Raw genomic sequence first — 24,622 nt, 5'->3', positions numbered from 1 at the left:
AGTCTAATCGGTAAACTCTCTTCAGCCATTCTGCTGCCGGACCGCAACCTCGTATCTACAGTGTAAGTGTACCCGAGATGACAGCATGCCTGGCCCCAGTAACCTCCGGGAGCGTATTTGTTCTACCCATTAATGCTTCATGACCCAGGAGGGCAAACCCAATAGCTTCGCGGGCATCGTCTGGTATGCCATAATCTGTGGTCCGCTCCAATCGGATACCTTTCGGAAGTCTGCCTTGAATCATTTTCATTAATGTGGCATTCGAAGTTCCCCCGCCGCAAGCCAGCATGGCCGAGATCGGTACATTCGGTAGCACAAAGTCCTCTACAGCCCGCACAATGGTCTCTGCTGTCAAACAAGTGGCCGTAGCCAAAGTATCTTCCAGGGATAAGGAACGTGCAGCTGACAGGTCCATCAAACGCTCTGCATAAGCAGCACCGTAAACCTCCCGCCCGGTGCTTTTGGGAGGCATTCTTCTGAAATAATCGTCGTCCAGACACAGCTCCACCAGGTCCTGATCAGGTGTCCCCTTGGCGGCAATGCTTCCATTGGGGTCATAATGCTGTCTGCCGTTCGTTTCCTGTCGCACAATGGCATCTATCACCATGTTTCCCGGTCCTGTATCGAATGCAGAGATGCCCACTTGCGATGAAGCAGCTGGAAGCACGGTCACATTGCCAATACCGCCGATATTCTGTACCAGTCGCCCCTCGGTCGTGCTGCGAAACATAAGAGCATCCGCATATGGTGTGAGCGGTGCTCCCTCCCCGCCAGCAGCAACATCTCTTGCACGCAGGTTACTGATCACCGGCAGTCCGGTCCGTTCCCGCACGACGGCCCCTTCACCGATCTGCAATGTGGATGCCACTTGAAGACTCCCCTCCGGTCCGGGAAACGCTGACGGGACCGGTGAGTGCCACACCGTTTGTCCGTGCATACTGATCGCATCCACTTGTCCAGGCGAGAGGCCTGCCGAACGAATCAGCTTCATGACACTGTGTGCGTACCACTCTGATACGCCGAAGTGTGCCGTCGTCAGGTCATCCACCCTCGCTGTTTCTGGAGAACACAATCGAATTAATACGTTCCTCAGCTCATTGGAATATGGAACACAGATGAAATCCATCAGGCTGATATTGGATAATGCCCCGCTGGCATCCGTCTGAATGTGTACCAGAGCTGCATCTGTCCCATCAAGGGATGTTCCGGACATCAGCCCTATGACATAATGATCTTGCTTCAAGCGATACTGTTCCCACATCGGATAGCTGCCTGTATCCATGTTTTCCTACCTCCTGCCAAACTTCATGTTCACGAATCTTGCCATAATTTCACCCAGTATATGATATAAAATTTTACAAGTCAATTATATTATGAAATTTAATTACACTTATCCATTTAACATACGTAATCCCTTTTAAAACCAGTGTAAATCAGTACAATTTCTCCATACATAAATGAAATAAATCAATAAAAGAAACATTTTTACAATTTTGTTGTTTATATATTGTAGTAAAATTATAGGAGATAAATTGTTTTTTACCGATGGGAACCCTGTATTTCCATGTCGGTGAGTTACAAGCTCTAAAAATGTTGAGGTGTATTTATGAAGAAAATAATTGTACTAATGTTTTTGAGCCTGTTCTTCCTTTTTCTGTTTCCTATTCAGGGAAATGCGGCAGCAAATACGTCTAAAATCTTCTTGAATGGAGAGCAATTGTCTCTACCGAATGACGTTCAGGTGACTATCGTCAATAAAAATGTCATGATCCCGATCCGAGTCGTTGCAGAAAATTTGAAGTTTGATGTCGACTGGAATCAACAAGCCCGTCAAGTGAAGATACAGCAAAATGAAAAAGTAATATCTCTCACCGTTGATCAGAAGCAAGCCATGGTTGCTGACAAACCGGTTACCCTGAATACGGCTCCACAAATTTTAAACAAAACGCTGGTGGTACCCATTCGTTTTGTCAGTGAACAGATGGGGCTTAGCGTAAAGTGGAACAACCAGGAGAAGATCGTATACTTAACTGGCAGCAATAATGAATCCAACGAAGCATCTGGAGATGATTCAGGAGCTAGCGACACCACGTCGTTAACCCATGTAACAGATATTGTTTTTGCCGATAATCAGCTTGTCGTGTCCATGGATGGGGAACAAGTGCAGCCTGTCATATCCACCTTGAAGAACCCGGATCGACTGGTTGTGGATCTGCCTGGAACCGTCTTTGGTGACCTGGCACAGCCGCTTGATCAGGGGTTTAATGGAAAGCTGGATGTAACCGGATATCCCAATGTATCGGAAGTGAGATATTCCCTATTTAAACGAGATCCCGGGCAAGTTCGGATTGTGGTTGAATTAAACAATGTGAAGGACGTGCAGTTCGATCAAAACGTGATTGCCGATAAGCTGCTGATCGATCTCAACGTTTCGGGGGACAGCGTACCGCCCGTGCCAGTGACTCCCGTCATCGATACAGGACGCAAGGTCGTCGTGATTGATCCAGGTCACGGAGGCAGTGACCCAGGGACCATAAGTATCACCAATAAACCGGAGAAGGAATACGTTCTGGCATTGGGTCTAAAAGTACAAGCTCTCCTGCTCAATGAGCCTGATATTGATCTGGTCATGACACGTGACAGCGATACCTATCCCACACGTTCCGAGCGCGTTAAACTGGCGAATGAGTTAAATGCGGATGTCTTTGTCTCTATACACGGCAACAGTGCAACATCCTCACCTCAGGCATCAGGTACAGAAACCTTTTATTATCAGCGCAGCAGCAGCAAGGACCTGGCCAATATCATTCATGAACGGTTGGTGAAGGCTCTCGGATTCAAGGATCGGCGTGTCAAGAATGGCAACTTGCAGGTGATACGGGAAACCACCATGCCTGCTGTGCTTCTGGAAATTGGTTTCCTGAGCAATGCTGCTGAAGAGAAGGCCATGTCATCCGAAGAAGTTCAGACCAAAGCTGCACAAGCAATAGTTGATGGAATCAAGGAATATCTAGGGATATAAAATATAACGTTATACCATACGGAGGATGTGATTTGTTGAAACGAAAGATGGGATACGGACTACTATTCTTGTTCATTCTTATCATGGCCGCAGGGTGTGCCCAGAAACCAGTGAGTGAATCCGGAACGAATGAACCCAACCATTCCGGAAGCGTACAGCCTTCCAACAATGGCGGGACTCAGGTTGAGCCGAACAAGGAAGAGAAGCAGACTGTTGAAGTATACTTCGCCGATACACAGGTGCTGGAACTGGAAAAAAGAGAAGTTGAGCTGGAGTTTGTAGAGAACGACGAAAAATACAAAAAAACATTTGAAGCCTTACAAAACAATGAAGATACTGAACTGGTCTCTCTATGGGAAAAGGTTGAACTGCTCTCCGTCCAATCTGCCGAGGATACGTTGACTTTGGATATGCATATCCCTGATGAAGCCAAGCTTGGCAGCAGTGGAGAATTGCTGGCCTTGGAAGCTTTAACTACAACGATGTTTCAGTTTGATGAAATAAATCAATTGGAATTGCTTGTAGATGGTGAAGCACTGGATAGTCTGATGGGTCATTCCGAACTTGAGCATCCCATTCAACGTGAACCATAAGCATGATGTTTAGCAAAGGGCGTCCCCAGGACATCCTTTACATTCCATTTCTCTTCTGTTTGGCAATCCCAATATCACGTAACTGTAATAAGAAGCTAACCTTATAGGGCCAGTCTTTGACAGCAACCTGGCCCTAATAGAGAAAACGCTATAAATAATCAAGAACATTGAAGATGAGAACCAGTCCGGCAATACACATCACCCAAGACAGTACCGAGCCGGACTGCTTTTCCAACTTATTTTGCAGCCTTTCGACTCTCTTTTGCACAGAGGAGCCCAGCCAAATATACAACATATAGATAATTATGGGGGGAGATACCATCACAAGATTATATCCAAGTAAAATGGATACCCATTCCACTGTGATTAGTCCTTCGGTCGTCATTAGACTAACCGCTGCATAATAAGGCAGGGCTGTCCCAGCTTCCAACAAGAATGTGGTCAATCCCATTGCAAGCAGACCCATAACTCCCGTAGAGCGGGGGGTGTGGTAGTTTTTATTTTTGGTATGACTCGGCTTAATAAAAAAACTGCCTGCAAAAAGCAACCCGCCCCCGATCAACAGAAACCAGCTCACTACTTTGTTTTCGAAAAAGGAAGTGAATACCTCCTTCAATATTTCAAGACCTAACATGAGCACACAGCCAAGCAAAAAATAGAGTATCATGACGGTCATGATATATATCATAAGCCTTGAGCCGAATCTTCGGTTCTCTGCGATCATCAAATACAACGTCACCCCGATAAGGGTCGGACTTAAGGTATCCAACAATGCAAATCCCCCAACGTAAACCAGCAATTCAGAATTCATTAGTCTGTAGCCCCCTACAACCTATTTGGACTCAGCACCAGATTGACCTCTCTCGTTAACCAGAAAGATATGATAGGCCTTTTCCATATAATGCAGCAGCTCCGGCTCCAATGGATATAATCCTAATTCCTCCGACGATTGGGCTGACTTCCTTGCACTCCATAATTTATCCAGGAACGCATCCTCTCCCTTGAACTGCTCCTTTTGCTTCTCCAGCATACGGCGAATGACATTCTGTACCTTTTCGGAGTCGGGAGGATCCTCCATATAGCTCTGCAACTTGCCAATAAGTGCAATCCACTCCAGGGAGTCTGGATCATTCCCTCCCATCTTGGGCAGCTTCTCCCACTGCTCTATCTCATCGCTGCTAAACATACCTTCTCTAAAAGAATGCCGTTTAACCGTACTATGCTTGGTCAACCGAATCAGTTTCTGAACGGCTTCCCCCTGATCCCCTTCTTCAACAATAAGACTATGAATCAATTCCCTTAAGGACGATTCCATGGAGCGCAACCGTTCCTGTTCCTCCATAATGTAAGCCAACTGGCCCCTCAAGCCTTGCTCCCAATTCCATTTAGGATCAGTGAGGATATCCTGAATCTCTTTCAATGAGTACCCCAGGCTTTTGAAAAATTGAATTTGCTGAAGCTTTCTCATATCCTCTTGCACGTATAGTCGATGCCCACCATCTGTCTTGGAGGCCGGATTCAGCAGTCCAATGGAGTCATAATATCGCAAGGTTCTAACCGTGATACCTGTCTTGCGAGCAAGATCCTTGATATGGATATACAAGGGCCCAGCACCTCCCACACATTCATGTATCCCTATTTTTCTCATTTAACAACGCATACTTCAACAAATAGCCCACTCCTAACCCAATCAAAACTCCCGGCAATATACTGTCTAAGGTCAGGCCTATCCCTGCCCCGATAATAACACAACTGTATATAAGAATATCTTCGGTTTTCATCGTTAACCTCCTTTTAGGATCGTCGGATTCAAGATAGCGTTCATTATACAAGTTGACGTAACGTCAGCTTCAAGCTTTATTTTTTGTGATAGGGCTTGATCCTGACGTTGCGTCAGTGTGTAAAATTAAGCCCTAACGAATACTGAAAATGAGGTGAATGAATGAGAACGTCACATATAATGGTTTTATCACGTGGTATTGTTCTGTTATCTATCGTTCTATTACTGAGCTCGTGCCAAGGAAGTGCTGTTACAGGTACACAGAGCGTATCCCTTGAATCCGTGGACACCATATGTATTGAAAACGGTAGTACTCCGGTAGTTATCGAATCCGCAAAGGAACTAAAATCAATGGAAGTCTCGATCACAGCTTACGATGGTAAGCCTGTCATTAATATCGATCAAGACGAGCAGCTAATAAAAGTTTCTATGAATAATCATGCTTTTCGGATTTTCAATATTATGAACAAGCCTTCGATCCAGATTAGAGTCCCTATGGATTACACAGGTAATCTACAGGTCATAAGTTCCTCCGGAAGAGTAACAGCCAATCATATACGATCTGACTTATCGATTAAAGGGAAAAGCGGTTCTATTCAGTTAAATATGGATAATATTCGTTCAAATCTACAGATCGCTTCCACTAGCGGAACTGTTACGTTAAATCTTGGCGATAAGAATCCTGATGTGAACTGGGTGTTGAAATCAAAAAGCGGGAGGCGCTCCCATGCAATGGACTTGAAGAACATAATTGAAGAAAGACACTCGTCACGGGGAATGACAGGAAAGGGGACACATTCTGTGGAGATAGAAACAACTTCAGGCAATATAGCTGTGAATTGAGGCAAATTGATTTACTTATTTACTTCCCCTTCCCCGGGGATTTCTGTGTAAAAATAAAAAAGAGACGCCTATAAAAGCATCTCTAATTCGTTGTGCATCTACTCTAAAAAAACAACTCATCTCCAGGAGAGAGCGAATAAACTGCTCCTGAACTTTGACATGTTATGGACAAGCCCTCTCTCAATCTGTCCGTCTCGGCCTTATCTGCATGCACAAGCAAGGTATGCCGAGCAGGCAGCCGCTGCAGCATTCTCTCGACATCCAGCCAGCCTTGATGCACTTTATAACGAATCTTCTGCACCTCACAGATCCCATACTCCGCCGGATTCTGTGCTAGCTGCTGTGCAAAAGTGCCCACAGCCGCATGCCCGGTGAGCAGGATCAGGTTTTCAACACTCGCCGCCAGCTGGCTATAGTACCAACGGGCAAGGGAAGATTGCATCATGCCGTCGGGAATAAACCATAGGGAAGCACCATATTGATTCAGCAGTCGCCCCCGATCCTCCTGACTTTTGGGCAAATGCCAGGATTGTCCCTTTAGAAATCGTTCAATGGCGCCCGTTAACGGACCCTCGAGATGTGTTCCCTGTTCTCTTAGCCAGTACGGGACACGCAACAGCTGCTTCATGCCATCTACTAGCCCCTGTTCAACGATCATCGGAACGCCAGGGAACTGCTGATGTGCCCACAGTATGATCTCTTGACCACGGCCTACCGAAGGCATTGGTAAAAGCACCTTACCACCCCGAGCAATGGTCTGGCGTATGGCACGGTCCAATTGTTCCAGCTTGTCTGCCTGCGTATCCCGGTCCGTTCCATATGCAGCATCCACAATCGCCAGATCCAACGGCTGATTCAAGCCGCTCTTTGTTAACAAAGGAGTCATGGATATCTTGGAAATTTCAGAATTCTCAGTTGCTATCGCTAGTTCCACCCGCGGTTCTCCAGCAAATGGTATGCCATCACTAACAGCCAAGCCTTGAGTCAATCGTGAATGATTTATACGGCTGCTTTTGTGCTCCCTGCCCCTGAACAGGCTTGCCAATCTCAGCGCCTCTGCCGCACAATCTTCCTGTAAAAGCATGGACTCGGACGTATAGTCCCCGGAATAGAAGATCCGTTTACCCTCCATCTCAAGTGCAAACCATACCGATCCTGCAAGGTGACCACTGCGTCCCCATAACACGTGCAGACCAGGAATCATCTCGAACCAGATCCCAGGCTTCGCCTGATCCTCCAGATACCTGTAACGTATGGACTCCACGTCTGTCTCCTCATAGGGAAGATCATGTCCTGCACGCTCCAGATTGCTGCGCCACGCCCGGAAATAGGTATTCAGCTGCTCCCTTGTCTCACGTGTCGTCCATACTTCACCCTGATAGCCCATTTTATACAATAAAGGAATAGCAACGGAATGATCCTCATGCGCGTGGGACAGCAGAACAGCATCCAGTGTTGATACAAGTTCGGGCTGGATAAGCGGGTATGCTCCCGCTCCTTCTTTTTTCACGCCACAATCCATTAAAATGTGAGTTCTGTTTCCGCTCAAGAGATAGGCGGAGCGGCCATGCTCCCCTGCCCCGCCCCATATGTTCAGTTTGATCATGATGCATTCCACTTTCTCTTTGAATTCAGTAGTTCAATGCCGAGCAGCATCAGTACGGTCATGCCGACCGTTACAACCGCCATGGCCATTCCGAGCGAGACCTGACCTTGTTCAAACTGGGCAAAGATATATGTTGCCGACGTCTGCATGGACGGCGGGAGAATCAACAATGAGCCTACGAGCTCGCGTGTAGCAATGGTGAATGTCATCATCCAACCGGCCAGCATGCCGGGAATGATGAGCGGCACAAGAATGCGCCGAAGGATATACAGCGGCTTTCCGCCAAACACCTGACCTGCCTGAAACAAAGTACCATCAATCTGAGTAAAGCTCGATTTTACGTATTGCACCGTATATGGCAAAAACAGTACGACATACGTCAGAACCACCATCCCGTACGTGTTATACAGGGTGACAGGCATCCAAGGTGAATTCCAGAACAGGATCAGACCCACAACCATGACAATGCCGGGTACGGTGTTGGGAAGCAGGCTAAACAGATCAATGACTCGCTGCATGAATGAGGATGACTTGCCAATCGCCAGGGCAAAACCTGTACCAATCACAACCGCAACGGTGGAAGCGGCGAGGGATAATCCCAGGCTGTTTCCGATGGCTTTCATGCTAACCGAGCCCCAAGAGAGCAGATCCCGATAGTGATCCAGTGTTACATTGTCCAGAGACAATCCGGCCCCGCGCAGCTTCATCGTCGACGCCGCAATAATGGAGAAGTACGGAATCCCCACGGAGAGAATGAGAAGTACCGCGAGATACAGACCGCATAGCCAGCCTGCTCCCCCGCGAAGGGAATATCGTTTGGACCGCTGTCCTTTGCCTCCCACTAGACGGTACGTGAATTTACGACTCATGGCGGACTGCATGTACCACATGACGAGACATACGGATAACAAGACCGATGCCAGTGAGGTGGCCTTACCGAAATCAATCGGCCAACTGGAGATATATTTGTGGATCTCCGAGGTCATGACATAGTATCCGATACGGCGGCCGAAGGTGGCCGGAGTTCCGAATTCCGCAATCGTTTTAACGAAAACAAGCATGATCCCCATCCCGTAGGAAGATAACAGTAAAGGTAATATAATGCGTCTAAACCGGTATCCTGCTGGTGCACCGTGCACCGACCCTGCCTCTTCCAGATTGCCACCGATGCGAATCAACGCATCCCGCAGCAGCAAGTATAGGAACGGAAATAAATGCAAGCTCATAATCAGCACCATGCCCCAGAAACTGAAGAAGAGCTCGCTCCATTTCTCAGCTGATGGCACCCACTGCTGCAGGTATCCTCCTTTTTGCATAAATAATATCCAGCCCATGGATCCGATATACGGTGGTGTCATGAACGGAATCATCAGGATCACATCCACCCAGCGGTGCTGGCCCATTCGGGTCTTGGCCATCATCCAGGCCAGCGGCAGGGCCAGCAAGGTGGTGACGGCAACAACACAGATGCCAAGCCAGACAGAATTGAGCAGCACACCCGACAAATGATGACCAGTAATCGTCCGGATCGGAGCCATCCAGTCCCATTGTCCATCCGGATACACGCTCTGCCAGAAAATCAGCAGCAAGGGTACACCAATACTTATAGTCAGCAGAAAGAGGGCCAGAATCACGCCCACTCTCCGAAAAATACGGTTGTTGTCCAATACAACAGGTTTCACTGATTTCACCTCACATGACTTCCACCAAAACACTCGTCACACGTGTTGCCGAATGTTCTTCAGTTTGTTTCAGCAGTCTTATTTGAAAATCTCGGAGAAACGAGCCGCTGTTTCATCACCGTGTTCACTCATCCAGTTCCAGTCCACTTTCAACTGCGGGATATCTTTCAGATTGGCCCGGTTGGTCGCTTCAATATCCTCACGGCCCGGAATCAGGTACGCATCAGCAACCAGCTTCTGTGCTTCATCGGACAACAGATAGTCGATAAACGCCTTGGCGTTTTCTACATTCGGGCTTGATTTCAGGATGGCAGCCGGTCGTGGACTGATTACAGTCCCTTCTTCTGGATATACGATATCCAGGGGTTCGCCTTTATCCTTGGAGGAATAGGCCATGTAATCAACACCTGCCGCAACGATGCTTTTGGCTCCCGTAATTACCGGATCAAGAGCTTCCTGGTTCGCACCCGCCATGGCCACACCATTCGCTTTGTAGCTGTCCAGCAGATCCCATCCTTGGTCACCGTTCACACTCAGGTACCCTGTAATGAAGTCCAGTGCAGAGCCAGACAACGTTGGATCCGGGATATTTACAGCGTCTTTCCAGGCTGGTGTAGCGAGTTCAGCCCAGCTTGTCGGTGGCGTAGACACCAGCTTGGTGTTGTACACAATTCCGAGTGCTGAAGCACTTGAACTGAAATAGTTACCTTCTGCATCTGACCAGTCCTTGTTCAGCTTGTCGGCATTAGCTGCTTCAGGGTATGGGAGCGTCAAACCGTCAGCCTTGAGTGCCTGTGCCGAAGGCAAAGAGGCAAGAATAACTACATCGGCCACAGGGTTGGATTTTTCTGCCTCCATACGGGCAAGAATTTTACCAGTTGTTCCCTGGAACATCTCTACTTCAATCCCTGTTTTGGCTGTAAACCCGCTCACGATATTATCTGCCAGCTTTTGCGGCCCTGCACTATACAACACCAGTTTGCCGCCTGCTGTTTCGGTTGGTTGTGCTGCCGCGGCACTGCCTTCACCAGCAGATTGTCCTGCGTTTCCAGCGGTTGAATTCGTACTACATCCGAACAAGCTAATGCTCATCACCGCTGTTAACAGCAGCAATGCGCTTTTTTTCCGTGTTTTCATTCCCAACATCACATTCCATCTCCCTTGGTCATATGTTTTATCGAGTAAACTTAAACTTTTTCTCATTTCCTCATTCAAACATCTAGTTCGCTGCAGCTATAACTTCCTGTTTCGCATCCATGCTATCCTGCCCGTTCATACGGCAGATACGCTCCGGCGAGATATACAGCTGAACCTGCTCACCTACGTGGACCCTTCGATCCAGGTAAGCTGTCCATATGCCTAGCCCTTCCATTTGAACCCGGATCTCATAACGCTCCCCTACATAGCTGACACTCAATACCGTAGCCTGATAACGCAAGTCGTCATGACTTGTCCTGTTCCAGGTCACATGTTCCGGCCGTACCATGGACTGATTCGGTGTCAGCCAGTTGGATTTGCCGATAAACGAAGCAACAAACGGATCGCTTGGCGAGGAGTAGATCGTCTCGGGGCTACCTTTTTGCAATATCCGCCCCTTCTCCATGACCACAATCTCATCCGACATCGACATCGCCTCCACCTGATCGTGAGTGACATATAGCGCGGTTAGCCCCATATCCCGAACGAGGGACATCATCTCAATTCGCATTTCTTCCCGCAGTACAGCATCGAGTGCACTAAGCGGTTCATCAAACAGAATTACACCGGGTCTTACGGCTACCGCTCGGGCAAAAGCAACCCGCTGCTGCTGTCCACCGGACAGCTGATGAGGATAACGATCTTCCATGCCTTGCAGGCGAACCATGCCAAGTGCTTCGGTTACCTTCTGCCGTAAATTTGCTTTCTGCTTTCCGGCCCTCAAGCCAAATGCCACATTTTCATATACCGTCATATGCGGCCATAATGCAAAATCCTGAAACACCATGCCCAGATTACGCTTATGGGTGGGTACATCAATCCGCTTGGCTGCTGAGAAGATGCACTGATCACCCGCAACAATCTCCCCCGCATCTGGCTGCTCCAGTCCGGCAAGCATCCGCAGCAATGTGGTTTTGCCGCAGCCTGATGGACCAAGCAGCGTTGTAAACTGACCATGCTGAAGCGTTAGATCCGTGGGCAATAGTGCAGGCGTGCGATTGAATGATTTTTGAACTCCTGAAATCTCCATTTTCATAAGCATCCCTGCCTGTCTTCTTGTACTGTACTCAGTCTAACTCCCGCTCTCGCGAGTTGTATGTTAGGAATGTAAAAATGAAATTAACTTTTTAGATGAATTCTGTTGATGTTCATAGATTAAATCTATATAAGGTGATTCAAATTAATTTTTCATTTGGTTACACCGATTACAGCACCATCTTCCTATCGCTGTTCGTTGTTATCCCCAAATTTCCTTGATCCCCTTTTCGAAGGGAGACATCAGGAGATCGAGGCGAAGCGTATGCTCACGAACTAGCTTTCTTTCGGAAAGGGTTTAGCTTCGCTTTTCCAGAGTGGTCCTGTATTCTCCCTGTTTATGAACACAAGCATTAGATCATCTTCTATTGGAGGCCCTGGATAAGGGAGAGGAGTGTGAGTTCGTTGAATCTGATTAAACTGCAAATTGTAGAGCTGATTGACAAGCATCATCACATGACCAGTGTCGCGGAGATTCTGGGCATTAAGCAGCCCACGGTTACATTTCATATGAAATCCCTGGAGGAAGAGATGGGAGTGCGATTATTCGAATCGCGCAGCGGGAAGACGTTCCTAACGGAGGCTGGACAGGCCCTGCTTCATTATTCTGTTAAAATCAATGCCCTGACCCAGGAGGCCCGCCGGGTGGTCCAAGAATACGACAGCCTCTACCGGGGCACGCTTCACATTGGGGCGAGTTATGTACCTGCAACCTATCTGCTGCCTCCGATGCTAAATACATTCTCACAGGAGTTTCCCGGTATTCGAATTGTGTTATCGGTCAAACCATCGCCTGTCATTCGCGAGATGTTAATGAGGCACCAGATTGATCTGGGAGTCATCTCTTCTGAACCGTTTGTTGGTCCGATCCTTCAAGCCGATCCGCTATGCGCAGATGATCTGGTATTAATCTGTGCTCCTCAGCATGCTCTGGCTAGTAGAGAAGTGCTTGAACCTGACCACATTTCTCAGATTCCCTTCGCTCTGCATGGGAACGAATCAAGCACTCGCCGTTTGACCAACCAATGGCTGGAACAACATGCCGTGCGGCTTCGCAGTACGGTAGAGATGGATTCACTCGAGGCAATCAAGCAGCTGGTTCTGCTGGGAGGTCATATTTCATTCATGTCGCGCATGGCCGTCCAGTGGGAGGAGCAGCATGGCTTGATTCAAGTTTTGCCCATTCCCGGGGAACAAGCCCCTAGGCATATATACACGGTCCATAATAAGGATCGTCATCCTTCGGTTCAAATGAATCGGTTCAAGGAAGTTCTTCAGCAAGGAGTCACGGGCTCCCCTTCATTTCTTGGCTTGATCCCATAAAAAATCTCGTTCGCCATTCATCAAATCTATGCAGGGTTAACGCAATGCTCGTGCAACGTTAATCACTTTCATATACTCGGGCGCTAAAGTGGGTCTGTACATTAATCCAGCCTAGGGAGTGATTGGTTTTGAAAAAGTGGAAAAAGGTAACAACCTCATTGATGCTGAGTATCGTCACATTGGGGAGCAGTCTGGCATTCCAGGCACCTCAGGCTTCAGCGGCGGCCAATGCCGTACCTGCCTACGAAGTGAAGTTTCTGGCTAAACCGGAGCTGGTATTGAACTCTGATGGAACGCCTCGCAGTGAAGTTATTCAGACGTTGTCCCTGGATTCTACACCGAGAAACATCAGCGCTGAGTACTTTGACACCAATGCTCTGAATCTGAACCAAGCGGGATGGGATGTCCGTTTCCGGAAGAAGGATGACAAAAACAACTATGAATTGACCTACAAAAAGCGCTATCCCGTAATTAACGGTGACATTAACGCTGCACTGACCTTGGCTAATCAAGAGGGATTTGATGCATCAGATGATAACTATGAGGCTGAGATCGATTGGGGTTATGGCAAACAAACGCTGAGCTTCTCCAATACCAAAAAGGTGGATACCAAAGCTACAGGCGTGCAGCTTCCTTCCGAGAAGGATGCGCTCGATATGCTCCTGGACAAGCTGCCAGGCAAACTGAAAAACTGGTCCTCTTCCAACTGGGGTAAACAAACGCTCTCACAATCCCGTGCTCACGGCCCTGTAACGTTCCAACGCTATGCAGGTACATGGAATGGACAAGAGCTGTCGTTTGAGGTATGGCCTATTCGCAACGCAGATGGGACAGGTTTCGAGAATCTTGTAGAGGTTTCTTTCAAAACCGAAGATGCTGCAGCTGTATCCGGCCTGCATACCGAGCTGCTGCAAGTGTTGGAAAGCAACAACTGGCTTATACCTGCCGATGGCCTGAAGACTCAAACGATTTTGGAAAGATACTAATCGCCTGGAATTGCAAAGCATAGATATAATCAAAAGGACATTAGCAGGTTTATCCTGTTAATGTCCTTTGTTATTTTTACTTTGGGTGTATCCTAAGTAATATCATCCTATTTTAGCAAGCTTAGTTTTATGGAGATCAACTAGATGCTGCCTGCATTAAACTTTCTGACGATTCAACGATGAATTGATCAGCCTACTCTGAATATTTAGTATACTTTAAAGGTTTGTGCCGTTTCGATGCCCAGCGCACTTTGAATAAACGTATTAGCCACTCGTTCCACAGGTACCGGGTTAAAACCAATGAAAAAGTCTCTATATTTCTCAGCCGACTCTTCAAACAAATTAGGGCTGACCGAATTCAGACGAATACCTCTTGGCAATTCGTAGGCTGCCGCTTTGGCAAAAGCATCGATTGCCCCGTTGGCCATAGCACTTGAAGCACCTTGTGCAATAGGATGATCCTTGATAATACCACTAACCAGCGTGAAACTCCCACTGTCATTGACATAGTGTTGACCAATCAACACGATATTGATCTGACCCAGCAATTTGCTCTGTACACTGATCATGTTGTTCTCCGGGGTCAGCTCTTCCAGTCTGGCATAATGTGTCTGCCCAGCCGCGACAATGACATAATCAATGTTTTGCACAGCTTCAAAAAGAGCCTTAATGCTATCTGTTGAGGTCATATCGACCTGATAATCACCTGAGCTTCTGCCTGCTGTAACCACTTCTACAGACAGTTCATTCAACTTGGCAACAATCGCCTTTCCTAACGTTCCATGTCCTCCAATAACAAGAGCTCTTTTCACACGATTCCTCCTCTTTAAGTCCGAACCATTTTCACCCATAATATGCCTCTATCTACCTATTTAAACAAAATCATTCGGCAAGAGCAAGTTACTATACTCTGAGCTGTTCATATAAGATGAGGTACATATGAGATTATAAATACAAAAATAAAAAAAACCTCCTGCACAAGGCAAGAGGCTTACTGTAAGCGGGTGATGGGAATCGAACCCACGCTATTAGCTTGGAAGGCTAAAGTTCTACCATTGAACTACACCCGCATAATCATAAAAATCGGGATGACACGATTTGAACATGCGACCCCCTGGTCCCAAACCAGGTGCTCTACCAAGCTGAGCTACATCCCGATATTAATGGAAATAATGGCGCGCCCTGAGAGATTCGAACTCCCGGCCTTTTGATTCGTAGTCAAACGCTCTATCCAGCTGAGCTAAGGGCGCATATATTATTGGAGCGGACGACGGGAATCGAACCCGCGACCCTCGCCTTGGCAAGGCGATGCTCTACCGCTGAGCCACGTCCGCAGAATATATGGTGCGGTCGAGAGGACTCGAACCTCCACGGGGGGTTAGCCCACACGGACCTGAACCGTGCGCGTCTGCCAATTCCGCCACGACCGCAAAATATAAATGGTGAGTCATGAAGGGCTCGAACCTTCGACACCCTGATTAAAAGTCAGGTGCTCTACCAACTGAGCTAATGACTCTTAATAAAATGGCTGGGGATATAGGATTTGAACCTATGCATGACGGAGTCAAAGTCCGTTGCCTTACCGCTTGGCTAATCCCCAATAAAATCATGGGGCGATCGAGGGGAATTGAACCCCCGAATGCCGGATCCACAAACCGGTGCGTTAACCACTTCGCCACGATCGCCATAATTCAACCTGAGAGTATCTCAGTATTCCCATCCTTGTCTATAATATACATTCTATTATAGATTAAGATGTGAAGGTATTAAATGGTGCCGGCGAGAGGACTTGAACCCCCAACCTACTGATTACAAGTCAGTTGCTCTACCAGTTGAGCTACACCGGCACGGTGTAAAGTGTGGAATTTATTAAAATGGCGGAACCGACGGGATTCGAACCCGCGATCTCCTGCGTGACAGGCAGGCATGTTAGGCCAACTACACCACGGTTCCAGATCACTTTCTGTTAGGAAAGTATAATTGCGGGGGCAGGATTTGAACCTGCGGCCTTCGGGTTATGAGCCCGACGAGCTACCGGGCTGCTCCACCCCGCGTCGTTATAAAAGTTATATGGTGGAGGCTGAGGGGCTCGAACCCCCGACCCTCTGCTTGTAAGGCAGATGCTCTCCCAGCTGAGCTAAGCCTCCATATCTATGACCCGTAGGGGATTCGAACCCCTGTTACCTCCGTGAAAGGGAGGTGTCTTAACCCCTTGACCAACGGGCCTTACTAAAAAATCTTCTGGCGGAGAGAGAGGGATTCGAACCCTCGAGACGCTTGTGGCGCCTACACGATTTCCAATCGTGCTCCTTCGGCCAACTCGGACACCTCTCCATATGGCTCCCCGAACAGGACTCGAACCTGTGACAACTCGATTAACAGTCGAGTGCTCTACCAACTGAGCTATCAGGGAATGGTGGAGCCAAGCGGGATCGAACCGCTGACCTCCTGCTTGCAAGGCAGGCGCTCTCCCAGCTGAGCTATGGCCCCATGTTTGTTTACCTCACAAAGTGAAGTATAGCTTCGAGGTTTATTCCGATTACTTTCCGGGGACCCCGTGAATTTCATAAAACTTGTATGGTGGGCCCTGGTGGACTCGAACCACCGACCTCACCCTTATCAGAGGTGCGCTCTAACCAACTGAGCTAAGGGCCCGTATATAAATCCCTTTTCCTTTACGAGGGGGGCAAAAAAAATACCCCAAAGGGAATCGCTTGGCAGCGTCCTACTCTCCCAGGACCCTTCGGTCCAAGTACCATCGGCGCTAGAGGGCTTAACGGTCGTGTTCGGGATGGGTACGTGTGGAACCCCTCCGCCATCGCCACCAAACGATGCTACTATACACTCAGAGATCATTCTCTGAAAACTAGATCCGAAACGAAACTTGCGACTAGAACCTGCGATTTGGATAAGCCCTCGACCGATTAGTACTGGTCAGCTCCATGCATTACTGCACTTCCACCCCCAGCCTATCTACCTCGTCGTCTTCAAGGGGTCTTACATACTGGGAAATCTCATCTTGAGGGGGGCTTCACGCTTAGATGCTTTCAGCGCTTATCCCGTCCGTACATAGCTACCCAGCGGTGCTCCTGGCGGAACAACTGGTACACCAGCGGTACGTCCATCCCGGTCCTCTCGTACTAAGGACAGCTCCTCTCAAATTTCCTACGCCCACGACAGATAGGGACCGAACTGTCTCACGACGTTCTGAACCCAGCTCGCGTACCGCTTTAATGGGCGAACAGCCCAACCCTTGGGACCTACTTCAGCCCCAGGATGCGATGAGCCGACATCGAGGTGCCAAACCTCCCCGTCGATGTGGACTCTTGGGGGAGATAAGCCTGTTATCCCCAGGGTAGCTTTTATCCGTTGAGCGATGGCCCTTCCATGCGGTACCACCGGATCACTAAGCCCGACTTTCGTCCCTGCTCGACTTGTAGGTCTCGCAGTCAAGCTCCCTTATGCCTTTGCACTCTTCGAATGATTTCCAACCATTCTGAGGGAACCTTTGGGCGCCTCCGTTACTCTTTAGGAGGCGACCGCCCCAGTCAAACTGCCCACCTGACACTGTCCCCGTACCCGCTAAGGGCACCAGGTTAGAACCTAGATACGATCAGGGTGGTATCCCAACGGTGCCTCCACACAAGCTGGCGCTCATGCTTCAAAGGCTCCCACCTATCCTGTACAGATCGTACCCAAATTCAATATCAAGCTGCAGTAAAGCTCCATGGGGTCTTTCCGTCTTGTCGCGGGTAACCTGCATCTTCACAGGTATTAAAATTTCACCGGATCTCTCGTTGAGACAGCGCCCAAGTCGTTACGCCATTCGTGCGGGTCAGAATTTACCTGACAAGGAATTTCGCTACCTTAGGACCGTTATAGTTACGGCCGCCGTTTACTGGGGCTTCGGTTCACAGCTTCGGATTGCTCCTAACCGCTCCCCTTAACCTTCCAGCACCGGGCAGGCGTCAGCCCGTATACTTCGCCTTACGGCTTCGCACAGACCTGTGTTTTTGCTAAACAGTCGCTTGGGCCTTTTCACTGCGGCCCCCTCGTGCTATTCACACTACCGGGGCACCCCTTCTCCCGAAGTTACGGGGTCATTTTGCCGAGTTCCTTAACGAGAGTTCTTCCGCGCGCCTTAGAATTCTCTTCTCGCCTACCTGTGTCGGTTTGCGGTACGGGCACCTTCATCTGGCTAGAGGCTTTTCTTGGCAGTGTGAGATCATGACCTTCGCTACTGTAATTTTCACTCCCCATCACAGCTCAGCCTTACGATGTGCGGATTTGCCTACACATCAGCCTCACTGCTTGGACAGACATCCATCAGTCTGCGTCACTACCCTACTGCGTCCCCCCATCGCTCGTAACGATTTACGGTGGTACAGGAATTTCGACCTGTTGTCCTTCGACTACGCCTTTCGGCCTCGCCTTAGGTCCCGACTTACCCTGAGCGGACGAGCCTTCCTCAGGAACCCTTAGGCTTTCGGCGGATCAGATTCTCACTGATCTTTTCGTTACTCATACCGGCATTCTCACTTGTATAATGTCCAGCGCTCCTTACGGTACACCTTCAACCCTTATACAACGCTCCCCTACCCCTGATCATAAGATCAAGCCATAGCTTCGGTGGTGTGTTTAGCCCCGTTACATTTTCGGCGCAGAGTCACTCGACCAGTGAGCTATTACGCACTCTTTCAATGGTGGCTGCTTCTAAGCCAACATCCTGGTTGTCTGTGCAACTCCACATCCTTTCCCACTTAACACACACTTGGGGACCTTAGCTGATGGTCTGGGCTGTTTCCCTTTTGACAATGGATCTTAGCACTCACTGTCTGACTCCCGGAAGTAAGTCTATGGCATTCGGAGTTTGACTGAGCTTGGTAACCCTTGCGGGCCCCGCACCCAATCAGTGCTCTACCTCCACGACTCTGTTTTCCGAGGCTAGCCCTAAAGCTATTTCGGGGAGAACCAGCTATCTCCGAGTTCGATTGGAATTTCTCCGCTACCCCCACCTCATCCCCGCACTTTTCAACGTGCGTGGGTTCGGGCCTCCAGTGCGTGTTACCGCACCTTCACCCTGGACAGGGGTAGATCACCCGGTTTCGGGTCTACGTCCACGTACTACATCGCCCTATTCAGACTCGCTTTCGCTGCGGCTCCGGCTCTTCACCTTAACCTTGCACGGGAACGTAACTCGCCGGTTCATTCTACAAAAGGCACGCCATCACCCCTAAAATGGGCTCTGACTTCTTGTAAGCACACGGTTTCAGGTTCTATTTCACTCCCCTTCCGGGGTGCTTTTCACCTTTCCCTCACGGTACTGCTTCACTATCGGTCGCTAGGAAGTATTTAGCCTTGGCAGATGGTCCTGCCGGATTCATACGGGGTTTCACGTGCCCCGCACTACTCGGGATCCGTCTCGGAGGGAACCAACTTTCAATTACAGGGCTTTTACCTTCTTTGGCGGGCCTTTCCAGACCTCTTCGTTTAACCGGTTCCTTTGTAACTCCATGTGAGACGTCCCACAACCCCAGAGAGCAAGCTCTCTGGTTTGGGCTGTTCCGCGTTCGCTCGCCGCTACTGACGGAATCACTATTGTTTTCTCTTCCTCAAGGTACTTAGATGTTTCAGTTCCCCTGGTATGCCTCTACACAACCTATGTATTCAGTTGTCAGTAACTGGATATTACCCCAGCTGGGTTTCCCCATTCGGACATCCCCGGATCAAAGCTTGCTTACAGCTCCCCGAGGCAGTATCGTTGTTCGCCACGTCCTTCATCGGCTCCTAGCGCCTAGGCATCCTCCGTGTGCTCTTAGTAGCTTAACCAACTGCTCATGATGAGCAATGCAGTTATCACTAATATTTGAAACTTGTTTAACACAAGTTCAGCTAAAAGGAATATTCTAATTCGCAATTTTCGTTTCGATATCTAGTTTTCAAAGAACAAGCTCCATGCAAAAGCAAGCTGTTTGAGAGTTTGAGCTCTCAAAACTGAGCAACGAGTGAGTTAAAAGCTTTACGAAGTAAAGCTCGCTTCGGAAGCATGCTTCCTGAAGACTTTTTGAATGTCTTCGTTGCAGAAGACGATTCTCCATAGAAAGGAGGTGATCCAGCCGCACCTTCCGATACGGCTACCTTGTTACGACTTCACCCCAATCATCTATCCCACCTTCGGCGGCTGGCTCCTTGCGGTTACCCCACCGACTTCGGGTGTTATAAACTCTCGTGGTGTGACGGGCGGTGTGTACAAGACCCGGGAACGTATTCACCGCGGCATGCTGATCCGCGATTACTAGCAATTCCGACTTCATGCAGGCGAGTTGCAGCCTGCAATCCGAACTGAGACCGGCTTTTTAGGATTCGTTCCACCTCGCGGCTTCACAGCCCGTTGTACCGGCCATTGTAGTACGTGTGTAGCCCAGGTCATAAGGGGCATGATGATTTGACGTCATCCCCACCTTCCTCCGGTTTGTCACCGGCAGTCACCTTAGAGTGCCCACCCGAAGTGCTGGCAACTAAGATCAAGGGTTGCGCTCGTTGCGGGACTTAACCCAACATCTCACGACACGAGCTGACGACAACCATGCACCACCTGTCTTGAATGTCCCGAAGGAAAGGCACATCTCTGCACCGGTCATTCAGATGTCAAGACCTGGTAAGGTTCTTCGCGTTGCTTCGAATTAAACCACATACTCCACTGCTTGTGCGGGTCCCCGTCAATTCCTTTGAGTTTCAGTCTTGCGACCGTACTCCCCAGGCGGAATGCTTAATGTGTTAACTTCGGCACCAAGGGTATCGAAACCCCTAACACCTAGCATTCATCGTTTACGGCGTGGACTACCAGGGTATCTAATCCTGTTTGCTCCCCACGCTTTCGCGCCTCAGCGTCAGTTACAGCCCAGAGAGTCGCCTTCGCCACTGGTGTTCCTCCACATCTCTACGCATTTCACCGCTACACGTGGAATTCCACTCTCCTCTTCTGCACTCAAGTCATCCAGTTTCCAGTGCGATCCGGGGTTGAGCCCCGGGATTAAACACCAGACTTAAATGACCGCCTGCGCGCGCTTTACGCCCAATAATTCCGGACAACGCTTGCCCCCTACGTATTACCGCGGCTGCTGGCACGTAGTTAGCCGGGGCTTTCTTCTCAGGTACCGTCACTCCTTAAGCAGTTACTCTTAAGGACGTTCTTCCCTGGCAACAGAGCTTTACGATCCGAAAACCTTCATCACTCACGCGGCATTGCTCCGTCAGGCTTTCGCCCATTGCGGAAGATTCCCTACTGCTGCCTCCCGTAGGAGTCTGGGCCGTGTCTCAGTCCCAGTGTGGCCGATCACCCTCTCAGGTCGGCTACGCATCGTCGCCTTGGTGAGCCGTTACCTCACCAACTAGCTAATGCGCCGCAGGCCCATCCTCAAGTGACAGATTGCTCCGTCTTTCCAGCTTCCTTCAGGCGAAGAAAGCAAGTATTCGGTATTAGCTACCGTTTCCGGTAGTTGTCCCAAGCTTGAGGGCAGGTTGCCTACGTGTTACTCACCCGTCCGCCGCTAACCATCAGAGAAGCAAGCTTCTCTTCAAGTCCGCTCGACTTGCATGTATTAGGCATGCCGCCAGCGTTCGTCCTGAGCCAGGATCAAACTCTCCAATAAAGTATTGAAAAGAGCGATTAGCTCATTTTGAATCTGACGAGATTAAAAATCTCATTTGTTGATCTTGCAAGCAAGATCATTTACTCACTCGTTGTTCAGTTTTCAAAGATCAAACGTTGTTTGCATCCGAGTGTTGTTCTCTTCAGCAACTTTTATATCTTATCACATCCGAACCAATTTAGCAAGCACTTTTTTTTCAAGTTTCTTTCGAAGCTTTTCAGTTGGCTTACCGCACCGTGTTTCTTGTGTTTTCTTGGCCGGAATTAGAATATACCATGTACAGTTTTATTATGCAAGTACTTTTTTCAAAAAAGTTAAAAACCTTACTCATACCCTTCTAACCCTGTCTTCTACTCTTCTTACCTTCTATATATAAGATCATATTTTGGCATACTCAATCAAGTTTATAGGAGAATAACAAAAAGCCAGACAAGCCTCTCTCCCTCCTTCAAGGAAGGCACGTTCGAGACTCGGTTCCGGCTTTTCATAAAACTCTTTCCTTCTATATAAGAAACTTCTTAGGACCATGCAATAATTCCACTCCATTGAAACTCATTACAATATGCGTTTACCCAGCAGCGACGCAATGAGTTCAACCCCCAGCCTCGCAGTGTGTCTATTATGATCGAATAATGGATTGACCTCCACAAGTTCCATAGAGGTAATACGATTCGTGGAAGCTAGTAACTCCAGTGCAAAATGCGCTTCACGGTAGTTCAACCCTCCCGGGACTGGTGTACCCACCCCTGGTGCTTCACGCGGATCAAGGCAATCCATATCGAAGCTAAGATGAATCCCGTCACTCCCCTTTCCTGCCACAGCCACCGCTTGTTCGACAACCCACTGGATTCCCATTCGGTCTATATCATGCATGGTGAAGCTTTTGATTCCATGTGCTTTAATCTGTTCTTTCTCATACTCATCAATATCCCGCAACCCGACGTACACCAGATTGGAAGGATTAATAAATGGACCAACCCCAGGGATATGGGATAAATTAAATGCCGAATGTCCCAGTGCTGCAGCCAGACTCATCCCATGCATGTTACCAGACAAACTGCACTCTTCGGTATTTAGGTCAGCATGTGCATCGAACCAGATTACACCCAAGTTGGAATAATGAGAAGTTAACCCCGCCATAGTACCAATTGCCACGCTGTGGTCTCCTCCGAGAACAAGCGGGAACACACCCCCTGCTACCACACGGGACACTTCGGCGCACACCCGCTCACTCACCAGGCGAACTTCACGCAAATACTTAGCACGGTTACGCTCAATTGGTGCATCAGCTACCAACGGACAATCCACACGCACTTCCTCCGTCAAAACTAATCCGAGTCTCGCAATCTCCCGCTTTAGCCCAGCTGTAATCAGCTCATCCGGACCTAACTCCGCACCCCCGCGTGCACCCCCGAGGCCAAAAGGAACTTTAATAACAGCCACCTGGCGCTGCTCCTTAAAACTCGACCCCATTTCAATAGCAGCTTCCAGCTTGCCTGCAGTTTCCGTATTATGATTCCCCATACAGATCAGCTCCTTCGCGGCTTATTTCTAAAGCAATGATTTATAATTAGAACCGATCAATATCCGCTTATCCAGGCTCCCATCCCTTAATCCTTTAAGACCTGTTTAATTCTTTCTACTGCCCAATTGATCTCATCTTTCGTTATGGTAAGAGGGGGTGCAAAACGAATCGTAGTCTCGTGCGTTTCCTTACACAGCAATCCTGCTGTCATAAGTTGCTCGCAATATGGGCGGGCAGGCACATGAAGTTCAACACCTATGAACAACCCTTTTCCTCGTACCTCTTTTACCGCTGCACTCCTAATCCCCTTGAGATGTTTCATAAAATAGTTCCCTAAACGCTCCGATCGCTCCGCCAGTTGTTCATCTTCCAATACCTCCAGCGCCGCAACAGCCACCGCACAAGCAAGCGGATTACCACCGAAGGTGGAACCATGAGAGCCAGGCTCGAACAAATCAAGGATCTCTGCATCCGCTGCCACAGCTGAGATCGGCAAAATACCTCCACCAAGCGCTTTACCCATGATCCAGAGATCAGGCAATGCCCCCTCCCAGTCAGAAGCAAAACGCCGTCCCGTTCGTCCAAAACCCGTCTGGATCTCATCCGCCACCGTCAACACCTGCATTTTCTTACATAGTTCAAAAGCTTGCGCAAGATATCCGTCCGGCGGGATGATTATACCTGCCTCACCCTGAATCGGTTCTACCAGAAACGCTGCAGTATTGGGAGTAATCGCTTGCCTCAATGCATCGATGTCTCCATAAGGAATAATGCGAAATCCGGGCGTGAATGGACCGAAGTCCTTTTGGTACGCCGCTGAGGATGAGAAAGACGTGACTGTCAACGTTCTTCCGTGGAAGTTACCGGAGCAGACGATAATTTCAGCTTGATTTTCCGGGACACCTTTACGACGATAAGCCCATCTCCGCACAGCTTTAACTGCCGTTTCCACTGCTTCAGCACCCGTATTCATTGCAAGAATCTTCGTTTTGCCCGTAAATTGCGAGAGTTTCTGATAAAAAAGGGAGGCTGCACTGCTGTGAAACGCCCGCGAAGTCAGCGTAACCCGGTCAGCCTGTTCCTTCAGTGCCTGAATAATCACAGGATGCCTATGTCCATGATTCAACGCCGAATATGCACTTAGCATATCCATGTATCGATGACCTTCAGGGTCTTGAACCCAAACCCCCTCGGCTGTTTCAATGACAATCGGGAGCGGATGATAGTTAGGCGCAGCATATTGTTCCGACCATTCCAACCATTTTTGAGAGTCTGACATTACTCCTCAGCACCTCCTGCCGATCTGTATACAAAATACAATATCAATGTATGCTCCACCTTCTCCATTTACGACCCCTTCACCACCAATTCCACCATA

Annotated in this window: 16 protein-coding genes, 17 tRNA genes and 3 rRNA genes; 5 read left to right on the top strand and 31 right to left on the bottom strand. The window is 48.8% G+C overall.

The window, feature by feature from the left end; all coding sequences use genetic code 11:
* Positions 1–55 precede the first annotated feature (55 nt).
* Positions 56–1,282 (bottom strand): anhydro-N-acetylmuramic acid kinase, encoded by a 1,227-nt coding sequence (locus F4V51_RS01755; protein ID WP_153976598.1) that lies wholly within the window; start codon positions 1,280–1,282, stop codon positions 56–58.
* A gap of 324 nt (positions 1,283–1,606) precedes the next feature.
* Here F4V51_RS01755 and F4V51_RS01750 point away from each other — a divergent pair, with 324 nt between their 5' ends.
* Positions 1,607–3,022, top strand: a complete 1,416-nt coding sequence (locus F4V51_RS01750) for an N-acetylmuramoyl-L-alanine amidase family protein (RefSeq protein ID WP_153976597.1) — start codon at positions 1,607–1,609, stop codon at positions 3,020–3,022.
* 32 nt (positions 3,023–3,054) lie between these two features.
* On the top strand, positions 3,055–3,615 hold the full coding sequence (locus F4V51_RS01745; protein WP_153976596.1) for a GerMN domain-containing protein: 561 nt from the start codon (positions 3,055–3,057) through the stop codon (positions 3,613–3,615).
* A gap of 148 nt (positions 3,616–3,763) precedes the next feature.
* Here the strand turns inward: F4V51_RS01745 and F4V51_RS01740 are convergent, their stop codons facing one another.
* The 3 genes from F4V51_RS01740 to F4V51_RS28770 are packed head-to-tail and all read right to left on the bottom strand — an operon-like array spanning position 3,764 to position 5,396.
* On the bottom strand, positions 3,764–4,426 hold the full coding sequence (locus F4V51_RS01740; protein WP_153976595.1) for a GAP family protein: 663 nt from the start codon (positions 4,424–4,426) through the stop codon (positions 3,764–3,766).
* Positions 4,427–4,447: 21 nt separating this feature from the next.
* Positions 4,448–5,218: a MerR family transcriptional regulator gene (locus F4V51_RS01735; RefSeq protein ID WP_227780035.1), complete on the bottom strand. Its 771-nt coding sequence runs from the start codon at positions 5,216–5,218 to the stop codon at positions 4,448–4,450.
* Positions 5,219–5,240: 22 nt separating this feature from the next.
* Positions 5,241–5,396 (bottom strand): hypothetical protein, encoded by a 156-nt coding sequence (locus tag F4V51_RS28770; RefSeq protein WP_167301677.1) that lies wholly within the window; start codon positions 5,394–5,396, stop codon positions 5,241–5,243.
* Between the two features lie 161 nt (positions 5,397–5,557).
* Here F4V51_RS28770 and F4V51_RS01730 point away from each other — a divergent pair, with 161 nt between their 5' ends.
* Positions 5,558–6,238, top strand: coding sequence for a DUF4097 family beta strand repeat-containing protein (locus tag F4V51_RS01730; protein WP_153976593.1), 681 nt, complete (start codon positions 5,558–5,560; stop codon positions 6,236–6,238).
* 103 nt (positions 6,239–6,341) lie between these two features.
* On the opposite strand, the gene F4V51_RS01725 is transcribed toward F4V51_RS01730, so the two are convergent.
* The 4 genes from F4V51_RS01725 to F4V51_RS01710 all read right to left on the bottom strand — a co-directional run bounded on the left by F4V51_RS01725 (position 6,342) and on the right by F4V51_RS01710 (position 11,759).
* A complete protein-coding gene (locus F4V51_RS01725; RefSeq protein WP_153976592.1) occupies positions 6,342–7,844 on the bottom strand; it encodes an MBL fold metallo-hydrolase in 1,503 nt (500 codons plus the stop codon).
* Positions 7,841–9,526, bottom strand: coding sequence for an ABC transporter permease (locus tag F4V51_RS01720; protein WP_095291672.1), 1,686 nt, complete (start codon positions 9,524–9,526; stop codon positions 7,841–7,843). The genes F4V51_RS01725 and F4V51_RS01720 overlap by 4 nt, the downstream gene beginning before the upstream one ends.
* Positions 9,527–9,604: 78 nt before the next feature.
* Positions 9,605–10,672, bottom strand: coding sequence for an ABC transporter substrate-binding protein (locus F4V51_RS01715; RefSeq protein WP_153976591.1), 1,068 nt, complete (start codon positions 10,670–10,672; stop codon positions 9,605–9,607).
* A 73-nt stretch (positions 10,673–10,745) separates the two neighbouring features.
* A complete protein-coding gene (locus F4V51_RS01710; protein WP_153976590.1) occupies positions 10,746–11,759 on the bottom strand; it encodes an ABC transporter ATP-binding protein in 1,014 nt (337 codons plus the stop codon).
* A 404-nt stretch (positions 11,760–12,163) separates the two neighbouring features.
* On the opposite strand from F4V51_RS01710, the gene F4V51_RS01705 reads away from it, so the two are divergent.
* Together F4V51_RS01705 and F4V51_RS01700 are read left to right on the top strand one after the other, a co-directional pair.
* Complete coding sequence (locus F4V51_RS01705; RefSeq protein WP_153976589.1) at positions 12,164–13,081, top strand: LysR family transcriptional regulator; 918 nt, start codon at positions 12,164–12,166, stop codon at positions 13,079–13,081.
* A gap of 128 nt (positions 13,082–13,209) precedes the next feature.
* On the top strand, positions 13,210–14,067 hold the full coding sequence (locus F4V51_RS01700; RefSeq protein WP_153976588.1) for a hypothetical protein: 858 nt from the start codon (positions 13,210–13,212) through the stop codon (positions 14,065–14,067).
* Between the two features lie 206 nt (positions 14,068–14,273).
* Here F4V51_RS01700 and F4V51_RS01695 read toward each other — a convergent pair whose 3' ends face one another.
* The 23 genes from F4V51_RS01695 to F4V51_RS01585 all read right to left on the bottom strand — a co-directional run bounded on the left by F4V51_RS01695 (position 14,274) and on the right by F4V51_RS01585 (position 24,523).
* Positions 14,274–14,918: a short chain dehydrogenase gene (locus F4V51_RS01695; protein ID WP_167301676.1), complete on the bottom strand. Its 645-nt coding sequence runs from the start codon at positions 14,916–14,918 to the stop codon at positions 14,274–14,276.
* Between the two features lie 148 nt (positions 14,919–15,066).
* Positions 15,067–15,137, bottom strand: a tRNA-Gly gene (locus F4V51_RS01690).
* Between the two features lie 13 nt (positions 15,138–15,150).
* Positions 15,151–15,224, bottom strand: a tRNA-Pro gene (locus F4V51_RS01685).
* Positions 15,225–15,240: 16 nt separating this feature from the next.
* Positions 15,241–15,317 (bottom strand) — tRNA-Arg (locus F4V51_RS01680).
* Between the two features lie 9 nt (positions 15,318–15,326).
* A tRNA-Gly gene (locus F4V51_RS01675) sits at positions 15,327–15,401 on the bottom strand.
* Between the two features lie 8 nt (positions 15,402–15,409).
* Positions 15,410–15,497: transfer RNA gene (locus F4V51_RS01670), tRNA-Leu, on the bottom strand.
* A 10-nt stretch (positions 15,498–15,507) separates the two neighbouring features.
* Positions 15,508–15,583 (bottom strand) — tRNA-Lys (locus F4V51_RS01665).
* Positions 15,584–15,592: 9 nt separating this feature from the next.
* Positions 15,593–15,667 (bottom strand) — tRNA-Gln (locus tag F4V51_RS01660).
* A gap of 9 nt (positions 15,668–15,676) precedes the next feature.
* Positions 15,677–15,752 (bottom strand) — tRNA-His (locus tag F4V51_RS01655).
* An 86-nt stretch (positions 15,753–15,838) separates the two neighbouring features.
* Positions 15,839–15,914: transfer RNA gene (locus F4V51_RS01650), tRNA-Thr, on the bottom strand.
* Positions 15,915–15,942: 28 nt separating this feature from the next.
* Positions 15,943–16,020, bottom strand: a tRNA-Asp gene (locus F4V51_RS01645).
* A 27-nt stretch (positions 16,021–16,047) separates the two neighbouring features.
* Positions 16,048–16,121 (bottom strand) — tRNA-Met (locus tag F4V51_RS01640).
* A 17-nt stretch (positions 16,122–16,138) separates the two neighbouring features.
* Positions 16,139–16,214, bottom strand: a tRNA-Val gene (locus F4V51_RS01635).
* Between the two features lie 7 nt (positions 16,215–16,221).
* Positions 16,222–16,293 (bottom strand) — tRNA-Glu (locus F4V51_RS01630).
* 16 nt (positions 16,294–16,309) lie between these two features.
* Positions 16,310–16,401: transfer RNA gene (locus F4V51_RS01625), tRNA-Ser, on the bottom strand.
* 3 nt (positions 16,402–16,404) lie between these two features.
* Positions 16,405–16,480 (bottom strand) — tRNA-Asn (locus F4V51_RS01620).
* Between the two features lies 1 nt (position 16,481).
* Positions 16,482–16,557 (bottom strand) — tRNA-Ala (locus F4V51_RS01615).
* Between the two features lie 88 nt (positions 16,558–16,645).
* Positions 16,646–16,722: transfer RNA gene (locus tag F4V51_RS01610), tRNA-Ile, on the bottom strand.
* Positions 16,723–16,779: 57 nt separating this feature from the next.
* Positions 16,780–16,896: ribosomal RNA gene (rrf, locus tag F4V51_RS01605) — 5S ribosomal RNA — on the bottom strand.
* Between the two features lie 75 nt (positions 16,897–16,971).
* A 23S ribosomal RNA gene (locus F4V51_RS01600) occupies positions 16,972–19,896 on the bottom strand.
* 271 nt (positions 19,897–20,167) lie between these two features.
* Positions 20,168–21,719: ribosomal RNA gene (locus F4V51_RS01595) — 16S ribosomal RNA — on the bottom strand.
* The 16S, 23S and 5S rRNA genes sit together here with 17 tRNA genes alongside, the layout of an rRNA operon.
* Before the next feature lie 555 nt (positions 21,720–22,274).
* The gene (gene rocF / locus F4V51_RS01590) at positions 22,275–23,243 is read right to left on the bottom strand and encodes an arginase (RefSeq protein ID WP_323131798.1); all 969 of its coding nucleotides are present in this window, start codon (positions 23,241–23,243) and stop codon (positions 22,275–22,277) included.
* An 86-nt stretch (positions 23,244–23,329) separates the two neighbouring features.
* Complete coding sequence (locus F4V51_RS01585) at positions 23,330–24,523, bottom strand: ornithine--oxo-acid transaminase (protein ID WP_153976586.1); 1,194 nt, start codon at positions 24,521–24,523, stop codon at positions 23,330–23,332.
* Between the last annotated feature and the right edge of the window lie 99 nt (positions 24,524–24,622).

This window comes from Paenibacillus xylanilyticus, assembly GCF_009664365.1.
Taxonomy (GTDB): domain Bacteria; phylum Bacillota; class Bacilli; order Paenibacillales; family Paenibacillaceae; genus Paenibacillus; species Paenibacillus xylanilyticus_A.
The sequence above is the reverse complement of the archived record's forward strand: the minus strand, read 5'-3'. Positions and strand labels throughout refer to the sequence as shown.